This is a genomic window from Methanoculleus receptaculi (genome assembly GCF_033472595.1).
In the GTDB taxonomy this organism is placed as follows: Archaea; Halobacteriota; Methanomicrobia; order Methanomicrobiales; family Methanoculleaceae; genus Methanoculleus; species Methanoculleus receptaculi.
This window is the reverse complement of sequence record NZ_CP137642.1, coordinates 1,311,373-1,326,505: the sequence shown is the minus strand read 5'-3', so window position 1 is coordinate 1,326,505 and position 15,133 is coordinate 1,311,373. Positions and strand designations below refer to the sequence as shown.

The window sequence follows — 15,133 nt, the reverse complement described above, 5'->3', positions numbered from 1 at the left end:
ATGAGACCCTGCCGGGAAATCGAATTAGAGGGGCATATCATCGATTCAGGCATCATGACCATGGTTTTTGACAGGATCATGGACATGGGCGGTGAATTTGAGATTCTTACGTTCAACGTCGGGAAACTGAAGACCGACACCAGTTACGCCCGGTTGCGCGTGACCGCCCCCACCGAACAGCAACTTGACGCCATCCTCTCCGAGCTGCACCGTCTCGGCGCACGCACCCCGGAGGTCAGCGATGTCATCCTTGTACCGGCAGAGGGAGACCGTATCCTCCCGAAGGGGTTCTACTCGACAACCAACCACCCGACCTATGTCAAGTACAGGGGAGAATGGTTGCCGGTCGAGAATATCGAGATGGACTGCCACATCGTGATCGATGAGAAGGAGAATCGTGCGATCTGCACCCCCATATCAAAGATCAGGGCCGGGGATCTCGTCGTGGTCAGCGAGACCGGTGTCAGAGTGATCTACCCCGAGCGCCCCCGGAAGTCCAGCACGTTTGAGTTCATGCACGGAACGGTATCCTCTGAACGCCCTAGCAAGGCGATCATAACAAAGATAGCCCGCGAGATCCTGAAAGTGAAGAAGGAGGGCGGGAAGATCGCGCTTGTCGGCGGTCCTGCCATCGTCCATACCGGAGCGGCCGACGCCCTCGCAACCATGATCCGCGATGGTTATATCGATGTCCTGTTTGCGGGGAACGCGCTTGCCACCCACGATATAGAATCAAACCTCTACGGCACGTCGCTCGGGATGGAGATCAGGACGGGCACGCTTGTCACCGGCGGGCACAAGCATCACATCCGCGCCATCAGCGAGATCATGCGAGCAGGCTCCATAAAGAACGCGGTCGACCGGGGGATCATCACCGGCGGGATCATGTATGAGTGCGTGAAGAACGAGGTCCCGTTTGTGCTTGCCGGCTCCATCCGCGACGACGGTCCGCTTCCGGATGTGATCACGGACGTTGTGGAGGCGCAGGACGCCATGCGTCGGCATATCCATGGTCTCTCGATGGTTGTGATGGTGGGAACACTCCTCCACTCGATCGCCGTCGGGAACTGCCTGCCCTCGTACGTCAAGACCGTCTGCGTCGATATCAACCCCGCTTCGGTGACAAAACTTATGGACCGGGGCACGACACAGGCTATTGGCGTCGTGAGCGACGCAGGGGCGTTCCTCCCGTTGCTCTGCGAGCAACTTGAGGAACTGGAGAGGAGTCAGCGGGTAAGCGGCATGCAGTAGGGCTCTTCCTGCTCGAGCACAAATTCCCACTCTTCTTTGCAGCCGCACTCCATCTCTGCAAGGGCGCGCAGGAGACCGGCGTCGTTGTTCAGCGAGTAGTCAGTAATCCCCTTCACTATCGGGCCGTCGCAGGCGCCACAGTTGTGCGGGCCGCGCATCTGCCCGCCACCGACAGGATCGCAGAGGACATGCACCGGCGACTGAATCAGGACGTCCAGGACGCTCCAGAGGTATGGCGGCCGGTAGGCGTGCTCTCTCCAGAGGCGCTCGAGTTCGGTCCTGCTCTGGACAGTGCAGAGGTTCATGGAGATGCTCTCGACCGAAGGGGCGAGATCCCTGATGGACCGGATCATGTCATCACGCGCCTCGCGTTCTGTCAGGAACGGCGGTTTCATCAGCAGGTAGGCCTTAACGCCCGCGCCGGCGGCGTGCGCAGTCTCTGTGGCGCGGAGGAAATCTGCGTAGGTGAACCCCTTGTCTATGCACTTCTCCCGGATCAGATCGTCTGTGGTCTCAAGACCCATGGCGATTGTGAGCGGCACGGCATGCATCCCGGTATCGATCCCCTCGCGGAACTCGCGAACCCCATCGGCCTCGACGTATTCCGGCCGTGTCTCGACTATCAAGACCTTGCCGCGGAACGCCTCTGCAACGGCGTCTCGCGCGATTGGGGGGACCTCCAGGGGGTCAAAGAAACTGCCGGAGGTGAATACCTTTACCAACTGGTAATCGTCGTCGGAGAAGTTCTCCTTCACCCAGCGAACCTGGCGGATGATCCGTTCGGCAAGTTCGGCTCCGGCGAGATCCTGGTAACGCTCGTGCCTGTAGCCGCACATCCGGCAGCGGTTCCAGGAGCAACCTCCGCTTCGAAAGATCACCGTCAGCGTATCCAGGATCCGGCCCTCGTGCCGGTCTTTCCCGCGCCAGGAGGCCAGCGGTTTCTCGGTCAATTGGGATAGCATTATACCTCATATCCGTTGATCTAATGGTATGAAAAGGATCGCATTGCTGGCACTCATCGCCGCGATGGTGCTAATAGCACCTGCATCGGCCGCATATGTCTCCATCAGCGCACCACAGGAGGTCTACGTCGGCGACCCGCTCGTCGTCAGGGGTACCTCGACCATAGAGGGGCAGCCGAAACCCTCGCTCAGCCCGGGGTTCAGCACCGAGATCGTCCTCTACTACGCCCAGTACGCCAAGCGCGAGATCGAGCGGAAGACGATCGTCGTACAGGAAGACGGTACGTTCTCCGCGACCTTTGAGACTGAGGGGCTCGAACCAGGACGCTACTCGATCGAGATCGTCGACCCCACAAAGACCACGTTTGGAGGCAGTTCGAAGACGCAGCAGCTGGTTACCCTGATCGACCGATCGGGGATTATCACAATAGACTCGCCCCTCACCCAGGATTTCGACGGCACCCTTGATATCCGGGGTTCCGTCGCTGACCTTGGCGATGTGGGGGTGCAGGTCAGGGTTGAACATGATGGTTTCATCGTCTACGGACCTACCTATCTTGCAACCGACAAAAACGGGGCGTTCTCGGTGGAGGTGCCAATCTCTGCAGGGGGCACCTACGAGGTCACCTTCCACGATGCCAGGGGCTACATCGGCAGCCGTGAGTTTGTGGTGATTGGCGCGGCGGAGCCAACACCAACCGGGGTGGTCATCTCTGCAAGCGCTCCCGCCAGCCGTTCCGCGCCGGCCTACTTCGAGGTCGAGACCCGGAGCGGGACGGTGACCATCACAACTTCGTCCGGGCTCGACTGGGTTGTCGAGTACATCGATGAGAAGAATGTGCGCCATAAGGTCAACGAGAAAGGCATGCTCGAGCCAGAAAAGGTGGAGATTGCCACAGAAGGCGGCACGGTATACGTGAAGATCTACCCGCTGAGTTACACTGATAACGCTACAGTGCAGATCTCTGCAGCAAACGCCAGGGCTGTCAGGGTGAGCCAGGTCGCGCCCGCTCTCTTCGGGGACGCTCCCCCCACACCCACACAATCAACGCCGTTGCCGCCGCTCCTTACACTCCTCGCGCTTCTTGCCGTCGTCCTCGTGCGCCGGGGATGAACAACCTTTTTTTGTGCGCTGCCCAATAGGTTAAGGCAGGCCGGGATAGTCTAGTCCGGTAAGGCGGCGGCCTTGAAAGCCGCTGGTGCCCTGCACCTCGGGAGTTCAAATCTCCCTCCCGGCGCTGATTTGATGTCCCGCCCTTTCGGGCGGGGCGGTTTACAGAATCTTCTCTCCTGCCTTTGGCCCGGGCGTGCACTCGTAGACCTCGCGGATCTTCATGATGAGCAGGGTCTTTGCCGGTGCTTTTGCCATCTTCGACCGGACGGTGAACTGCATCTTTTCAAAGTCCGGGCCGCTTGTCCTGATCTCGACATCGCCCTTGATCTGGAAGCAGCCCTTTGTCTCAGGACCCCAGATGTAGATGGCAACCCTGGGGTTCTCCTGAAGGTTTGCAAGTGTCTTCTTCATGTAGTTGTCCGCTATCCAGATAGTCTCATCATCGACAAGTTCCACAAACGCGATCGGTACCACGTTCGGCCACCCCTCCTTTGACGCAGTGGCGACCGGGTAGGCCTTCATGGTGCGGAAAGCCGCTTTCATCTCTTCAGTCAGTGCAACCATTCTCTCTCACAGGTGTACACTCTCAACTGCATACATATAAATAGAATCCATCCTGAGATGGGGGCCGGGGGAGGCCATCAATCCGGTGGACTCCTGACACCCTCGAATACGCCCTGTGAAAGGGGCGGGCAGTGTGGCGATTGGCCCGGTGGCCGTGCACGGGGACGAGGATTTCGGTGAGGGTGATCACATTGACGGCGGTGGGATGCTCCCTCGTGGCACTCTATCGATGGGGAATCACCCCCATGGGGTGGGGCTGACGGGGAGGGGGGAACGTTTTCGTTCCCCCCTCCCCTGTCTCATCGTGTCGCCCGGAACGGTATTCGTTGAACACCCCACACCTGCCGGCCGCTGGGGGGCAATTGTCCCGGAAGGCCGTGCAATGGATGGAAACGCGATTTCATGGGTGTTTGATGAGACCGCTAAGAGCCTGCCTCCTCTATGGCAGTCTATCGATGGCAAATCACAAATCAAGAGAGGGCCGATGGAGGGGCGGGAACGGATTTGCCCATCAGACCCGGACAAAATCTGGGAGCGATGCGTGGAGATTATCGTTCACCGATGGAGCAGGGAATAAGAGAAAAACCGCATCATATCAGGGATTGCCGGCCGCCAGAGACACGGTCTTTTCGCAGCAGAGCGTCTCCCGGACTTCACGGATGGGACAGCGGTCGCAGAGCGGCGACTTCCTGCAGATGGTCTTTCCCAGATGCACGACCTGGGCGTGGTAATCGTTGAAGAGCTCCACATCGGGCTCCAGGTTCTCCGCGAAAAGACGCTGCGTCCGATCGTAGGATGCGTCTTCCGGCAGCAGACCATAGCGCGAGAATACCCGCCGGGTATAGGCGTCAACAACAAAGACCGGTTTTTCGCAGGCATACAGAAGGATGGTGTCCACCGTCTCCTTCCCGAGACCGCGGATGGCAAGGAGACGCCTGCGCAGTTCATCGGTATCAGCGGCCGCCATCACCGCCGGATCTGCCGCGAACTCTGCAACGTAGATCCGGGAGAACTCCCGGATCCGCTCCGCCTTCTGGTTGTAGTAGCGGGATGGGACGATCAGGCGGGCGATCTCAGAGGTCTTTGCCGCGGCAAGGGTGTGGGGATCGAGCAGTCCTGCACCCTCCAGGTTACGAATGGCCTGCGCCGCGTTCGTCCAGGAGACGTTCTGGGTGAGGATGGCCCCGATCATAGTCTCAAAAGGTGTCTCTGCGGGCCACCAGTGCTGGTGGCCGAACGCCAAACGGAGGGCGTTGTAGATTGCGAGGAGGTCCTCGGCCAGGTTCGATCCCCTCATAGCCACCACCGTCCTGCAGCGATCGGCATCTGCCAGTCAGTCCCGAACGCCCGCCCGGTCACCCGGATCCCGGGCGGGGCCTGCCGGCGCTTGAACTCCGCAGCCTCGACCATCCGGACGACTTTCCGGACGGTCTCTGGCGGGTAGCCGGCATCGATGATATCATCAGGCGACTCGAGTCGATCGATGTAGCGCTCCAGGATCGCGTCCAGGAGGTCGTAAGGCGGAAGCGTCTCCTGATCCACCTGCCCGGGCCGGAGTTCCGCAGAAGGCGGTTTCTCGAGGACGCGCTGCGGGATGACCGGACGCTGGGCGTTCAGCCAGCGGGCAACCCGGTAAACCATCCCCTTCGGGAGATCGGCGATAACGGCAAGCCCACCGGCCATGTCGCCATAGAGTGTGCAGTAACCCACCGCGATCTCCGATTTGTTCCCGGTCGCAAGGAGCATTGAACCAAACTTGTTCGCGATGGCCATCAGAACCACCGCCCGGATCCTGGCCTGCAGGTTCTCCTCGGTGGTGTCCGGGGGCATGCCGGAGAATACACCGGCAAGCCTGGAAGAGAAAGTCTCCATCATCGGGGTTATCGGGATGCAGCATCTCCGGATCCCCAGGTTATCCGCAAGTTGTTTTGCATCCTCTATGTTAGCAGCGGAGGTGTAGGGAGAGGGTAAAAGCACCCCGAGAACGTTCTCCGGCCCGAGCGCACTGGCTGCGACGGCGGCCACAAGCGATGAATCGATCCCGCCGGAGATGCCTATGATGACCGATGTAAACCCGCATTTCCGGACATAGTCCCGGGTACCGAGAACCAGAGCACGCCAGATCTCTGATTCAGGCAGATACTCGTCGGCGGCGACAGCCTGCGGCGCGGGGTTGGCTAGATTCGCGGTCACGATGTCGGCATCAAACGGCGCACCGCGGGCAACGAGCGTTCCCCGGGCATCGAAGATGGCACTCCGGCCGTCAAAGACCAGGTCATCGTTTCCCCCCACAGAGTTTACAGACGCGACTGCAACCCCATGCTCCCTGGCAAACCCTGAGAGATACTCCTCCCGCAGGCGCCCTCTCCCTACGGCGAACGGCGATGCGACCAGGTTAACGATCACGTCCGGCATCGGCCCCTCGTAGCAGATCGTCTCACCGATGACCACGCCCACCGTCTTTCCGCCAAGGCGGATGAACGGGATCTCTCCGCCCGCAGGCTCAAAGTAACGATCCTCATTCAGGACGCCGGCGGAGATGGAGGGTTTTCGGAATATCCCTGCGACCTCCCCCTCCCTGATAAGGGCGGCGGCGTTGAAGGCCGGGCGGCCCGTGCCGGCTGGATTCGCTATCGGGAGGCCGAGGATAAGTGGGGGTGCGCCGGCGAGGTTTGCAGCAAGTTCATCCACTGCAGAGAGGGCTCGCGCAACAAACCCTGGCCGCAGCAACAGATCCCGTAGGGGGCACCCCGTCAGGGAGAGTTCCGGTGCGACGATCAGGTCCGGTCGGTCCCGGGCCGCTTCCCGGACACCTCCCGCTATCCGCCCGGCGTTTCCGGCGAGATCGCCGACAACGGTATTCACCTGGAGAAGCGAGATCTTCATGACAGTTCCCGGCTACCTCTGATCAGTAATGGCAGAACGGTTGGCATATGTCTTTTCCTGTCCTTCTTACCCTGGACCGGTTATACTGCAGACGCCACACTTCGCTGGCACACCGATCATATACCTTTTATGGGCAAAAGATCATAGCGCCCTGTAGAGAGCATGCATAGAGCATACAGTGGAATGGGATTTAAGTCTGGCCGGGGGCGGGCGGGATGACCTCCGGGCGTCGGGCTGCAGCATGGGAGAGACGCCGTCTCTTTCTGCTCACCGCATCGGTTATTGTCGTTTTTGCCGCAAACGTCGTCGGCCTCTTTTCAGGCATCTCCACAGTCCTTCCGCACCTCTTCTACCTCCCGATAGTCCTCGGTGCCTACTGGTACCCCCGACGTGGCGTCCCCTTCTCGCTCGGCCTTGCCCTGGGATATCTGGCGATGAGTCTCCCGTTTGCCATCGGGGAGGGATGGCTGCTCGTCCAGGCGATTGCAAGGGCGGTGGTCTTTGCCGCCATCGGCGCCGTCATATCGCTACTCACTCTACGGCTGCGAGAACGCGAGGAACTATACAGAGGAGTCTTCGATAACTCAGAGGCCGGAACGTTCATTATCGCTCAGGAGGCGGATGGAGCACAGATTGAGGAGGCAAACTACGTTGGCGCCTCGCTCCTTGGTTCCACCACAGATGCACTGAGGGGCGAACCCATCACCCGGCTCTTCGATGATCCCGCTGTCTGGGAGAGCCTGAAGGCGGATATTGACCTGAAAGGCACCGTCTACGGCTTCGAGACAACCCTGCGCCGAACCGACGGCGGCACCGCCCGCGCGCTTCTCTCGGCCGGCCGACTGCAGGGAGGTGGCATCGTCCTCACGTTAGTGGATATCACGGCCCTCAAAAACGCCGAGGAGACGCTCCGCCGGACAAACGCCAAACTTAACATGCTCGGGAGACTCACTCACAGGGATCTTGCTGCAGCGGTCTCGCGACTCCTGGCGCAGATCACGCAGGGAATGCGGCAGTTTGACGATCCCGCGTTTCGCCGCTACCTTGAGGAACTGGAGGAGAGCGCCCGGGTTGTTCAGCGCCGGGTGGAGATCACCCGCGATTACCAGGATCTTGGTCTCCAGCCGCCGGACTGGCAACCGGTGCAGGAGGTGATCCGGCGGGCAACATCGTGTCTGCTGATACCTTCGGGAGTATCCATCCACTCCTGGGTGGAGCGGCTTGAGGTATTCGCCGACCCTATGCTGGATCGGGTCTTCTCGAACCTGATCGAGAACGCCATCCGCCACGGGAAGACCGTATCCTCGGTCGTCATCACCTTTCAGATCCTGGACGATGGGCTCGCTATCTACGTTGAGGACGACGGCGTGGGCGTTCCCGAGGAGTATAAAGAGCGTATCTTTGAGTATGGCGTCGGCAGCGGTGGCGGGCTCGGCCTCTTCCTGACACGGGAGATCCTCGCCATCACAAACATGACGATCCGGGAGACGGGGACGCCCGGCGAGGGCGCCAGGTTTGTGATCCACGTGCCGCCGGATGGCTACAGGATAACCTGAAAAGAGGGAGAAGATGTTTCCAGAAGTGCTTATCCCGACAGACCTCTCGGAGGCCTCCACCACAATGGTGGAGCGGATCGGCGAGGTTCCTGGCGTTCGTGAGGTAATTCTATTCCACGCCCTGAAAGGATCGACCGACCTCTCACCCGCCGGGAAGGAGGCGCTCCAGCAGGCGCAGGAGATCATACAGCGTCAGGGTTACGCTGTACGGCTGGTGGTGGAAGAGGTGAAGACGGATATCCCGGCGCGGATCCTTCAGATCGCCAGAGAAAATTATGTGGACCTGGTCGCCATGGGGGTTCGCGACCCCGGGCTCTTCCGGAACCTCTTCTCCGGGAACGTCGCGGCCGGTGTGCTCCGGGATGCCGTGGTGCACGTCCTGATCCTGCCGCAGTCGGCAAGGGGCGGGCCGCCCCTCGGGGCAAGGCTGCTGGTGCCGACGGACCTTGCAGACCCCGCACCCGAGATCCGCGCGCTCCTGCGCGACGCTGGCGGTGAGGGAGAGGCGGTGCTCCTGAATGTAATGGAGCCAGGGCGGACGGAGGAGGAGGTGGCCGACCGGCTTGCAGCCATCAGGGCGGAACTTACAACCCCCCATCGGGAGGTTGAGGTGCTGGCACGCACAGGTGATCCGGCGCGCACCATCTGTGCCGTGGCCGAGGAGATCGAGGCCTCCATGGTGGTTATGCCTCGCATAGGCCGGCGTGACGCCGCGGGGGCGGCCACGCTGGGGAGTGTCACTGGCGCTGTTGCCACCTGCGTTAAAAGACCGCTGCTTGTGCTCGCGATCCCGATACACGTCGAGATCGAGACCCGCGAACTGCGAAGCGAGGAGTTTGGACGTGCAGAGGATATCTGGGTGGACTATCATGAGTTGAAGGCCGACCCGAAGACCGACCGGATATTTGGGGTCTTTGCCGACGGCAGGCTGGTCTCGGTCGCCAGGTGCCGCCGGCACCCGGACGGCTACGAGGTGGACGGTGTATTCACGCCGGTAAGGTTCCGGGGCAGGGGTTATGCGCGGCGCGCGATGGACGCGCTCGTTGAGGCCTGTCAGCATGACACCCTCTACATGCACGCGGTCAGGAATCTTGTTGACTTCTATGGGAAGTACGGGTTTGTCTCGATACCGGAGAGTGAGCTCCCGCTAACCATCCGGGAGAGGTACGCGTTTGCCATGGGTGAGATGGAGGGGGCAAACGTCCAGCCGATGCGCCGCCCTCCCGTCCGGTTCATCCGGTAAGCAGGACGAACCGGAGAGGTTGCCTCCCTTACCTCTCTCCTGCACCTCACCGGAAGGTCCTCCTCACCCACAGAACAGGTAACCATATAATATCACCTGAGAGCACCAGGGGATACATAATGCTAATAGGAATACTCGCCGACACCCACGACAACCTTGAGAAGGTGGATGCGGCCGTAAGATCTCTGAACGCGAAAGGAGTGGAGATGGTGCTCCACGCCGGGGATTACGTCTCCCCTTTTGTCATTCCGCGGTTTGCCAACCTGCAGTCACCGATGATCGGTGTCCTCGGGAACAACGATGGCGACCATAGACTCCTTCAGAGACGGTTTGAAGAGCACGACCGATTCAGCCTGCGGGGACGTTTCGCCTGTATCAGCGCCGATGGGCTGGCAATCGGGCTGCTTCACGGCGATGACCACGAACTCCTCCAGGCGCTCATCACGAGAAAGGTGTTTGACGTCGTCGTATACGGTCATACCCATCAGGCAGAGGTCAGGAGTCTCCCGGGGACGCTTGTCATCAACCCGGGGGAGGCCTGCGGTTACCTGACCGGCCGATCGACCGCTGCCGTGCTGGACACCGTGACCCGGAGCGTCGAACTGCTCACACCCGGACACGAAGAGCCGTAGAAGGGTGGTGTATCCCGGCAGGAGGCAAAGACGCGGCTGTAGCGGTAGCAGCAAGAACATATATGTGGTCTCGCAGGTTACCGCCATAAGAGGGTTACACACCATGGAGATCGTTAAGATACCCAACATGGACAGGGCGGAGTATGACAAACTCATCGAGGAGGGGTTTCTCAGTCGTATCGCATTCCAGGGCGCCAAATACCCCTATATCGCCCCATTCCTGTATGTCTTTGATGGAAAGTTTCTATACTTCCTGGCAACCAAATACGGCAGGAAGAACGACCTTTTCCGGCAGCACCCGTACGTATCTGTCGAGATCGAGAAGTATTCAAGCGACCTTTCATGCTACACTTTCGTGACGATGCAGGGCTACCTGGTTCAGGTCGAGGATGCGATCGAGAAGAAGATCATCCGGGAGAAGTTCGTGGAGATGATCGGAAAACATAACCTCTCACGCAACATTCTTGCGGCGCTCGGTCACATGCCCGAGGAACCGATCGAGGCGATCGCCTCCGAGGAGCGCTCAAACATATGGAAACTGACCGGCGTGAAGGATATAGTTGCCTTAAAAAACCTCTGAGACCATTGGTTGAGGGAGCGCGAAATGCCCTCCGACGCGTTCACTTCACCGACCCCTCCATCAAACCCCTGCGCGCAACAAGTCTCAGTATGGAGGATTGCCCGGCGTGATCCACATAAGCGAAGGCTGGGACGACCTTGCCACAGCGCTCATAGAATCAGGTCTCAGAGAGAGCGTCTACATCATAGGGGCGACGGACTCCGGAAAGACAACGCTCTGCCGTTACCTTCTCAGTCGGACGTCAGCACACGTGCGGACGGGCTGCGTCGACTGTGACACCGGGCAATCCTGGATCGGCCCGCCGACAACCGAGGGGATGACCATCCACCCTCGTCCCTCAAAACCCGTTCTACGGTTTGTCGGTTCGACCTCGCCCCGTGGCCACCTCGTCCAGACACTCACCGCGGCAAAACGCCTCGCTGAGCGGGCCCTGGAAGACGGTGCTCGCATAACCCTGATCGACTCCCCCGGGCTTGTCCATGGCGGGGTGGGCATCGAGTTCCAGGTCCAGATGATCGACCTCCTCCGCCCCGATCATATCGTTGCTCTCCAGCGCGGCCGGGAACTTGAAGGGGTGCTTGCAAACTTCGCGCGCCACCCCACCATCCAGACTCATCGGTTCCCCGTCTCCACCGCGGTCGTCCCGCGGACGGTAGCCGAACGGCGGCGTTACCGCGAATGGCGGTTCACAGCCTATTTTGCCGGCGCGCAGGTGCAGGAGATCGCGCTCCGCGAGCCAGGGTTACAGGGGAGGGTGCCCGATCCGGAGAACCGATCGGGGGTTGCCGGACGGCTAGTCTCCCTCAACGACCCGGAGAACTTTGTCATAGTCCTAGGGATCGTCAGCGAGTTCGACCCAAAAGGGCGCACTCTTACAGTCTTCGCCCCGCCATTCGACACAACCTCCGTCGCATCCGGTCGGTTCGGTTCAGTTTCCCTTGACCTCGAGGCGCCGCCTGGAACGATGGAGTGTCACAGGTCCGAGGCCTCTACGCAGGGACAAACGAGAGCCAGACCGCATACACCACCGCCTGGGCTATTGTGAGCGGGACGCCGACCCGCGCGAACCTGGCAAACGTCAGCGTCTCACCTTCACGCTCCGCCCCCTGGATTATGATGACGTTGCTTGCCGCCCCCAGGATCAGCATGTTTCCGGCGATGGTGCTGCCGGCCGCAAGCGCCATCATCCCCACGGTGGACGCTCCCGCATGGGAGAGAACCGGGAGGAAAAGGGCGACAAACGGGACGTTCGATATGAACTGAGAGACTATGACGCCCAGCGCGATGATGACCGACACAGCGCCCGGATCGAGCGACCTCCCCTCAACCCAATGGCTGAAAGACGCCCGACTCCCAGACGCTCGCCGTAAGGACGAACAGAGCAGCGAAGAAGACCAACGTCGGCCAGTCGATCCGGCGAAGGATCTCAAACCGGCGCCTGCTCCCTATAAGTATGGGGATGGCCGCAACCGCCGCGATCCAGGTCAGAGGGATCTCAACGTCCTGGACGAGCATGACGAGAGCGACCCTGACGACGATCATGACCACGAGCAGGACGAGCGAGATCACCGTTGGGATGCCAAGATAGAGCGGAAAAGTGATGAACGGGTTTGTAACACCGCCCGAGAGCGCGATGAGGAGGTTCTGCGGGTTCCCGATGGGGCTTGCAACACTCCCGGTTGTTATGGCGAAAGCAAGCGTGAGCAACAGGAGTTCCGCTGATATACCGTGCCGCCGTGCGAAGTAGAGCATCAGCGGGGTGCCAACGACCGCCAGGGTGTCGTTCATCAGGAGCGCCGAGAGGCCCCCCGCGCCGATGAGGATGAGGAAGACCAGGCTTCCGACCGATTCCGCCCGGCAGAAGAGGCGAACGGAGAGGTGGTTGAGGTAACCGCTCGTCGCGAGCGCCTCACCGATAATGAACATAAAAAAGAGGAAGAGCATCAGATCGGTGTTGATGGATGCAAGCGCATCGCCCGGCGTGATCGATCCCGTCAGCACTACCACAACCGCGCCAATGAGCATCACCTGCCAGATCCGGAGGTCGACGCTCCCGATCCTCCGGACAGCGATCAGGATGAAGACGATTGATGAGAACGATAAGCGGTATAAATGTGCCCATGGTATCATCGGGAGATGAGAACTCCGCGCTATCGATAGGTTTGCGTGCGGCCCTGAAGAAGGACTGCTCCGAGGTCACTCCGCCATGATCAGGGTAATCCAGAGCAGAAGGGCAAACAGCAGCACGATCAGGGCGACCGACCGCTTCAGGTAACGCTGCGCAATCGCCCGGTCGCGGCTGCTCCTTGGCCTGACCTTCAGCATGGCCACAGCCAGGAGCGCACCGACGATCAGCCCGACAACCTGCCCGCCGACCAGGAGCGCGGCGGCAATCAGGCTCGGCGGCTGGATCACAAGAACGATACCCATCACGGCCATCGGCGGTATGATGGCGGCAGCGATGGCAACACCGGCAATCACCTCCGATGTGCCGCGATTGAACGCCAGCACCGCCGCAAACCCGAGGAGAACCGCCATGAGGGTGTAGATGGGGTTCACCACAACCCGTGAAGTGATCTCCGTCGTCAGGGGGAGGGGTATGGCGAGATTTATCAGAAAGGTGGCAACCGCGGAGAGGGCAAAGACGCTCAGGAGCAACGCCGCGAGGACTCCAAGGCATCGCAGAGACTCCCTGACCATACCGAGAGCAACATAGATGCTGAACCCATAGATAGGGCCTATGATCGGGGAGAGCAGCATCGCCCCGATGATGATCACGGGGTTGTTGAGGAGGAGCCCGGAGAGCGCGATCAGCCCGGCAATGGAGGTCAGCGCCAGTTTCTCAAGGTCGAGTTCTCCATACGGCCTTATACTGTCGAGCAATTTCTCAACCGGTGTCTTCTCCTCCTTTTTCTCTATGCTCTTCACGGCGCGTTTGAGGCGGGAGGAGATGACAAACTCGGGTGTGGATACCTCGATCATGTTCTCGTTGTAGCGGAGATCGAGAGCGTTCTGGATCTTTTCAATCAGATCATCCAGGTGTTCATCGGGCGTGAATATGGTGAACTCGTAGACATCCTGGAGAAGCAGTTCGGTGTAGTGAACGTCCTTGAGAGCCTCTTCTATTTTATCGTGGCCGTCTTTTCGTACGTGGACGACAATCTTCTTCATATGCCCGCTCCACTGATCCGAATCCTGTTGAATGGGGGTGAATTCCCGGAAATGAACTTTGCAATCGAGCCGGTGCGTGGAATTGATCTGTTGTTAACCGATGGAGCTCGATCCCGGCGGGGCGCGAGACCGCCACACGCTTATGTAGAGAATTTTAGGCGAAAGATCCCGCCACCTTTACAGGTTTTTTCCCGCAGATCGGTGCGGTCCCAGCAACGTCACTCTATATGACGGATACAATGATCGCGGATGACGTTAAACTTTCGCGGCTGCGCTCAAAGGACGATACGGAGACCATCAGATCAACGATTCCATGATATAAACTCGCCGCCTTTACCAGGGCAACATCCACCGGGATCATTAAACCCGCACACCACCAAACGTTTTTCGCCGACCTCTCACGCGAACGTCCAGATCTCCCGCTAACTCCGGGCAGGGGGTCTACGCTGCGACCACCCTTCTTCGCATCCCGGCTCACTCAGGGTTGACCTCGATGCTCTCCCCCGGCGAGAGTAACGCGACCCGGATCGGCGTCGTCCGCTCGATCGTCTTCTTGAACTCGTCAAGGTTCTGCTGGATTGCCGGGAATGTGTTGTAGTGCATCGGGATCACCAGTCTCGCCCCGATGTAGCGCGCCGCGATCATCGCCTCCTCCGGCCCCATCGTGTAGCACCCCCCCACTGGAAGGAGCGCCACATCCGGCCGGTATAGGTCGCGGATGATCTGCATATCCGAGAAGAGCGCAGTATCCCCGGCGTGGTAGACGCTGACGCCATCCATCGTGATGACGAAACCTGCGGGTGCACCGCCATAGAACCCGGCACCCTCACTATCCAGTCCGGATGAGTGGAGCGCAGGCGTCATCGTGAAACGGACACCGTCAACGGTGATGCTGCCCCCGATGTTCATCGGTTCGGCAGGGACGCCTTTAGTCGCCAGGTAGTGCGCAAGTTCAGCGATGGCAACCGTCTTTTTCTTCAACTGCAGAGCGATGCCCAGGTGGTCGCCATGAGCATGCGTCACGGCAACCATATCAGGCTCCTTACTGAGGGTGCCTTCCGGGATGAACGGATCGATCAGGATACGCTTCGATCCCTCCAGCAGAAAGCACGCATGACCAACCCAGGTTAACCTCATGATGAAGAGATCGATCTGGGAGCTGAAAAATGTTGAG

Annotated in this window: 15 protein-coding genes and 1 tRNA gene; 8 read left to right on the top strand and 8 right to left on the bottom strand. The window is 59.9% G+C overall.

The window, feature by feature from the left end; translation table 11 throughout:
- Window positions 1-1,251, top strand: coding sequence for an ornithine cyclodeaminase (locus tag R6Y96_RS06755; RefSeq protein WP_318620488.1), 1,251 nt, complete (start codon window positions 1-3; stop codon window positions 1,249-1,251).
- On the opposite strand, the gene R6Y96_RS06750 is transcribed toward R6Y96_RS06755, so the two are convergent.
- Window positions 1,227-2,213 carry an archaeosine biosynthesis radical SAM protein RaSEA gene (locus R6Y96_RS06750; RefSeq protein WP_318620487.1) on the bottom strand — a complete coding sequence of 329 codons (987 nt, stop codon included), beginning with the start codon at window positions 2,211-2,213 and terminating at the stop codon, window positions 1,227-1,229. The two genes, R6Y96_RS06755 and R6Y96_RS06750, sit on opposite strands and share 25 nt — an antisense overlap.
- Before the next feature lie 28 nt (window positions 2,214-2,241).
- Here R6Y96_RS06750 and R6Y96_RS06745 point away from each other — a divergent pair, with 28 nt between their 5' ends.
- Together R6Y96_RS06745 and R6Y96_RS06740 are read left to right on the top strand one after the other, a co-directional pair.
- Entirely contained in the window at window positions 2,242-3,327 is a 1,086-nt protein-coding gene (locus R6Y96_RS06745) for a hypothetical protein (RefSeq protein WP_318620485.1), read from the top strand.
- Window positions 3,328-3,366: 39 nt separating this feature from the next.
- A tRNA-Ser gene (locus R6Y96_RS06740) sits at window positions 3,367-3,451 on the top strand.
- A gap of 35 nt (window positions 3,452-3,486) precedes the next feature.
- Here the strand turns inward: R6Y96_RS06740 and R6Y96_RS06735 are convergent.
- The 3 genes from R6Y96_RS06735 to R6Y96_RS06725 all read right to left on the bottom strand — a co-directional run bounded on the left by R6Y96_RS06735 (window position 3,487) and on the right by R6Y96_RS06725 (window position 6,777).
- Entirely contained in the window at window positions 3,487-3,891 is a 405-nt protein-coding gene (locus tag R6Y96_RS06735; RefSeq protein ID WP_318620484.1) for a pyridoxamine 5'-phosphate oxidase family protein, read from the bottom strand.
- Window positions 3,892-4,486: 595 nt separating this feature from the next.
- Complete coding sequence (locus tag R6Y96_RS06730; protein WP_318620482.1) at window positions 4,487-5,188, bottom strand: endonuclease III domain-containing protein; 702 nt, start codon at window positions 5,186-5,188, stop codon at window positions 4,487-4,489.
- Window positions 5,185-6,777, bottom strand: a complete 1,593-nt coding sequence (locus R6Y96_RS06725; protein ID WP_318620481.1) for an NAD+ synthase — start codon at window positions 6,775-6,777, stop codon at window positions 5,185-5,187. Before R6Y96_RS06725 ends, R6Y96_RS06730 begins: the two co-directional genes overlap by 4 nt.
- Before the next feature lie 215 nt (window positions 6,778-6,992).
- Between R6Y96_RS06725 and R6Y96_RS06720 the strand changes: the two genes are divergently transcribed.
- The 5 genes from R6Y96_RS06720 (at window position 6,993) to R6Y96_RS06700 (ending at window position 11,833) form a co-directional block, all read left to right on the top strand.
- Complete coding sequence (locus R6Y96_RS06720) at window positions 6,993-8,333, top strand: ATP-binding protein (RefSeq protein ID WP_318620479.1); 1,341 nt, start codon at window positions 6,993-6,995, stop codon at window positions 8,331-8,333.
- 13 nt (window positions 8,334-8,346) lie between these two features.
- Window positions 8,347-9,576 carry a GNAT family N-acetyltransferase gene (locus tag R6Y96_RS06715; protein ID WP_318620478.1) on the top strand — a complete coding sequence of 410 codons (1,230 nt, stop codon included), beginning with the start codon at window positions 8,347-8,349 and terminating at the stop codon, window positions 9,574-9,576.
- Between the two features lie 119 nt (window positions 9,577-9,695).
- Window positions 9,696-10,208, top strand: coding sequence for a metallophosphoesterase (locus tag R6Y96_RS06710; protein WP_318620477.1), 513 nt, complete (start codon window positions 9,696-9,698; stop codon window positions 10,206-10,208).
- 103 nt (window positions 10,209-10,311) lie between these two features.
- On the top strand, window positions 10,312-10,788 hold the full coding sequence (locus tag R6Y96_RS06705) for a pyridoxamine 5'-phosphate oxidase family protein (protein WP_214022448.1): 477 nt from the start codon (window positions 10,312-10,314) through the stop codon (window positions 10,786-10,788).
- A gap of 106 nt (window positions 10,789-10,894) precedes the next feature.
- Window positions 10,895-11,833 (top strand): polynucleotide 5'-hydroxyl-kinase, encoded by a 939-nt coding sequence (locus R6Y96_RS06700; RefSeq protein ID WP_318620476.1) that lies wholly within the window; start codon window positions 10,895-10,897, stop codon window positions 11,831-11,833.
- Here the strand turns inward: R6Y96_RS06700 and R6Y96_RS06695 are convergent.
- From R6Y96_RS06695 to R6Y96_RS06680, 4 genes are all read right to left on the bottom strand, one after another.
- A complete protein-coding gene (locus R6Y96_RS06695) occupies window positions 11,778-12,086 on the bottom strand; it encodes a transporter permease (RefSeq protein WP_318620475.1) in 309 nt (102 codons plus the stop codon). The two genes, R6Y96_RS06700 and R6Y96_RS06695, sit on opposite strands and share 56 nt — an antisense overlap.
- Window positions 12,087-12,111: 25 nt before the next feature.
- Window positions 12,112-12,918, bottom strand: a complete 807-nt coding sequence (locus R6Y96_RS06690; protein ID WP_318620474.1) for an ArsB/NhaD family transporter — start codon at window positions 12,916-12,918, stop codon at window positions 12,112-12,114.
- 66 nt (window positions 12,919-12,984) lie between these two features.
- Window positions 12,985-13,959, bottom strand: coding sequence for a TIGR00341 family protein (locus R6Y96_RS06685; RefSeq protein WP_318620472.1), 975 nt, complete (start codon window positions 13,957-13,959; stop codon window positions 12,985-12,987).
- A gap of 474 nt (window positions 13,960-14,433) precedes the next feature.
- On the bottom strand, window positions 14,434-15,096 hold the full coding sequence (locus tag R6Y96_RS06680; protein WP_318620471.1) for a metal-dependent hydrolase: 663 nt from the start codon (window positions 15,094-15,096) through the stop codon (window positions 14,434-14,436).
- Window positions 15,097-15,133: the final 37 nt, after the last annotated feature.

Coding starts and splice junctions, on each gene's coding strand:
- R6Y96_RS06755 (WP_318620488.1), top strand. CDS start 1: ATGAGACCCTGCCGGGAAATCGAATTAGAGGGGCATATCATCGATTCA.
- R6Y96_RS06750 (WP_318620487.1), bottom strand. CDS start 2,213: ATGCTATCCCAATTGACCGAGAAACCGCTGGCCTCCTGGCGCGGGAAA.
- R6Y96_RS06745 (WP_318620485.1), top strand. CDS start 2,242: ATGAAAAGGATCGCATTGCTGGCACTCATCGCCGCGATGGTGCTAATA.
- R6Y96_RS06735 (WP_318620484.1), bottom strand. CDS start 3,891: ATGGTTGCACTGACTGAAGAGATGAAAGCGGCTTTCCGCACCATGAAG.
- R6Y96_RS06730 (WP_318620482.1), bottom strand. CDS start 5,188: ATGAGGGGATCGAACCTGGCCGAGGACCTCCTCGCAATCTACAACGCC.
- R6Y96_RS06725 (WP_318620481.1), bottom strand. CDS start 6,777: ATGAAGATCTCGCTTCTCCAGGTGAATACCGTTGTCGGCGATCTCGCC.
- R6Y96_RS06720 (WP_318620479.1), top strand. CDS start 6,993: ATGACCTCCGGGCGTCGGGCTGCAGCATGGGAGAGACGCCGTCTCTTT.
- R6Y96_RS06715 (WP_318620478.1), top strand. CDS start 8,347: ATGTTTCCAGAAGTGCTTATCCCGACAGACCTCTCGGAGGCCTCCACC.
- R6Y96_RS06710 (WP_318620477.1), top strand. CDS start 9,696: ATGCTAATAGGAATACTCGCCGACACCCACGACAACCTTGAGAAGGTG.
- R6Y96_RS06705 (WP_214022448.1), top strand. CDS start 10,312: ATGGAGATCGTTAAGATACCCAACATGGACAGGGCGGAGTATGACAAA.
- R6Y96_RS06690 (WP_318620474.1), bottom strand. CDS start 12,918: ATGATACCATGGGCACATTTATACCGCTTATCGTTCTCATCAATCGTC.
- R6Y96_RS06685 (WP_318620472.1), bottom strand. CDS start 13,959: ATGAAGAAGATTGTCGTCCACGTACGAAAAGACGGCCACGATAAAATA.
- R6Y96_RS06680 (WP_318620471.1), bottom strand. CDS start 15,096: ATGAGGTTAACCTGGGTTGGTCATGCGTGCTTTCTGCTGGAGGGATCG.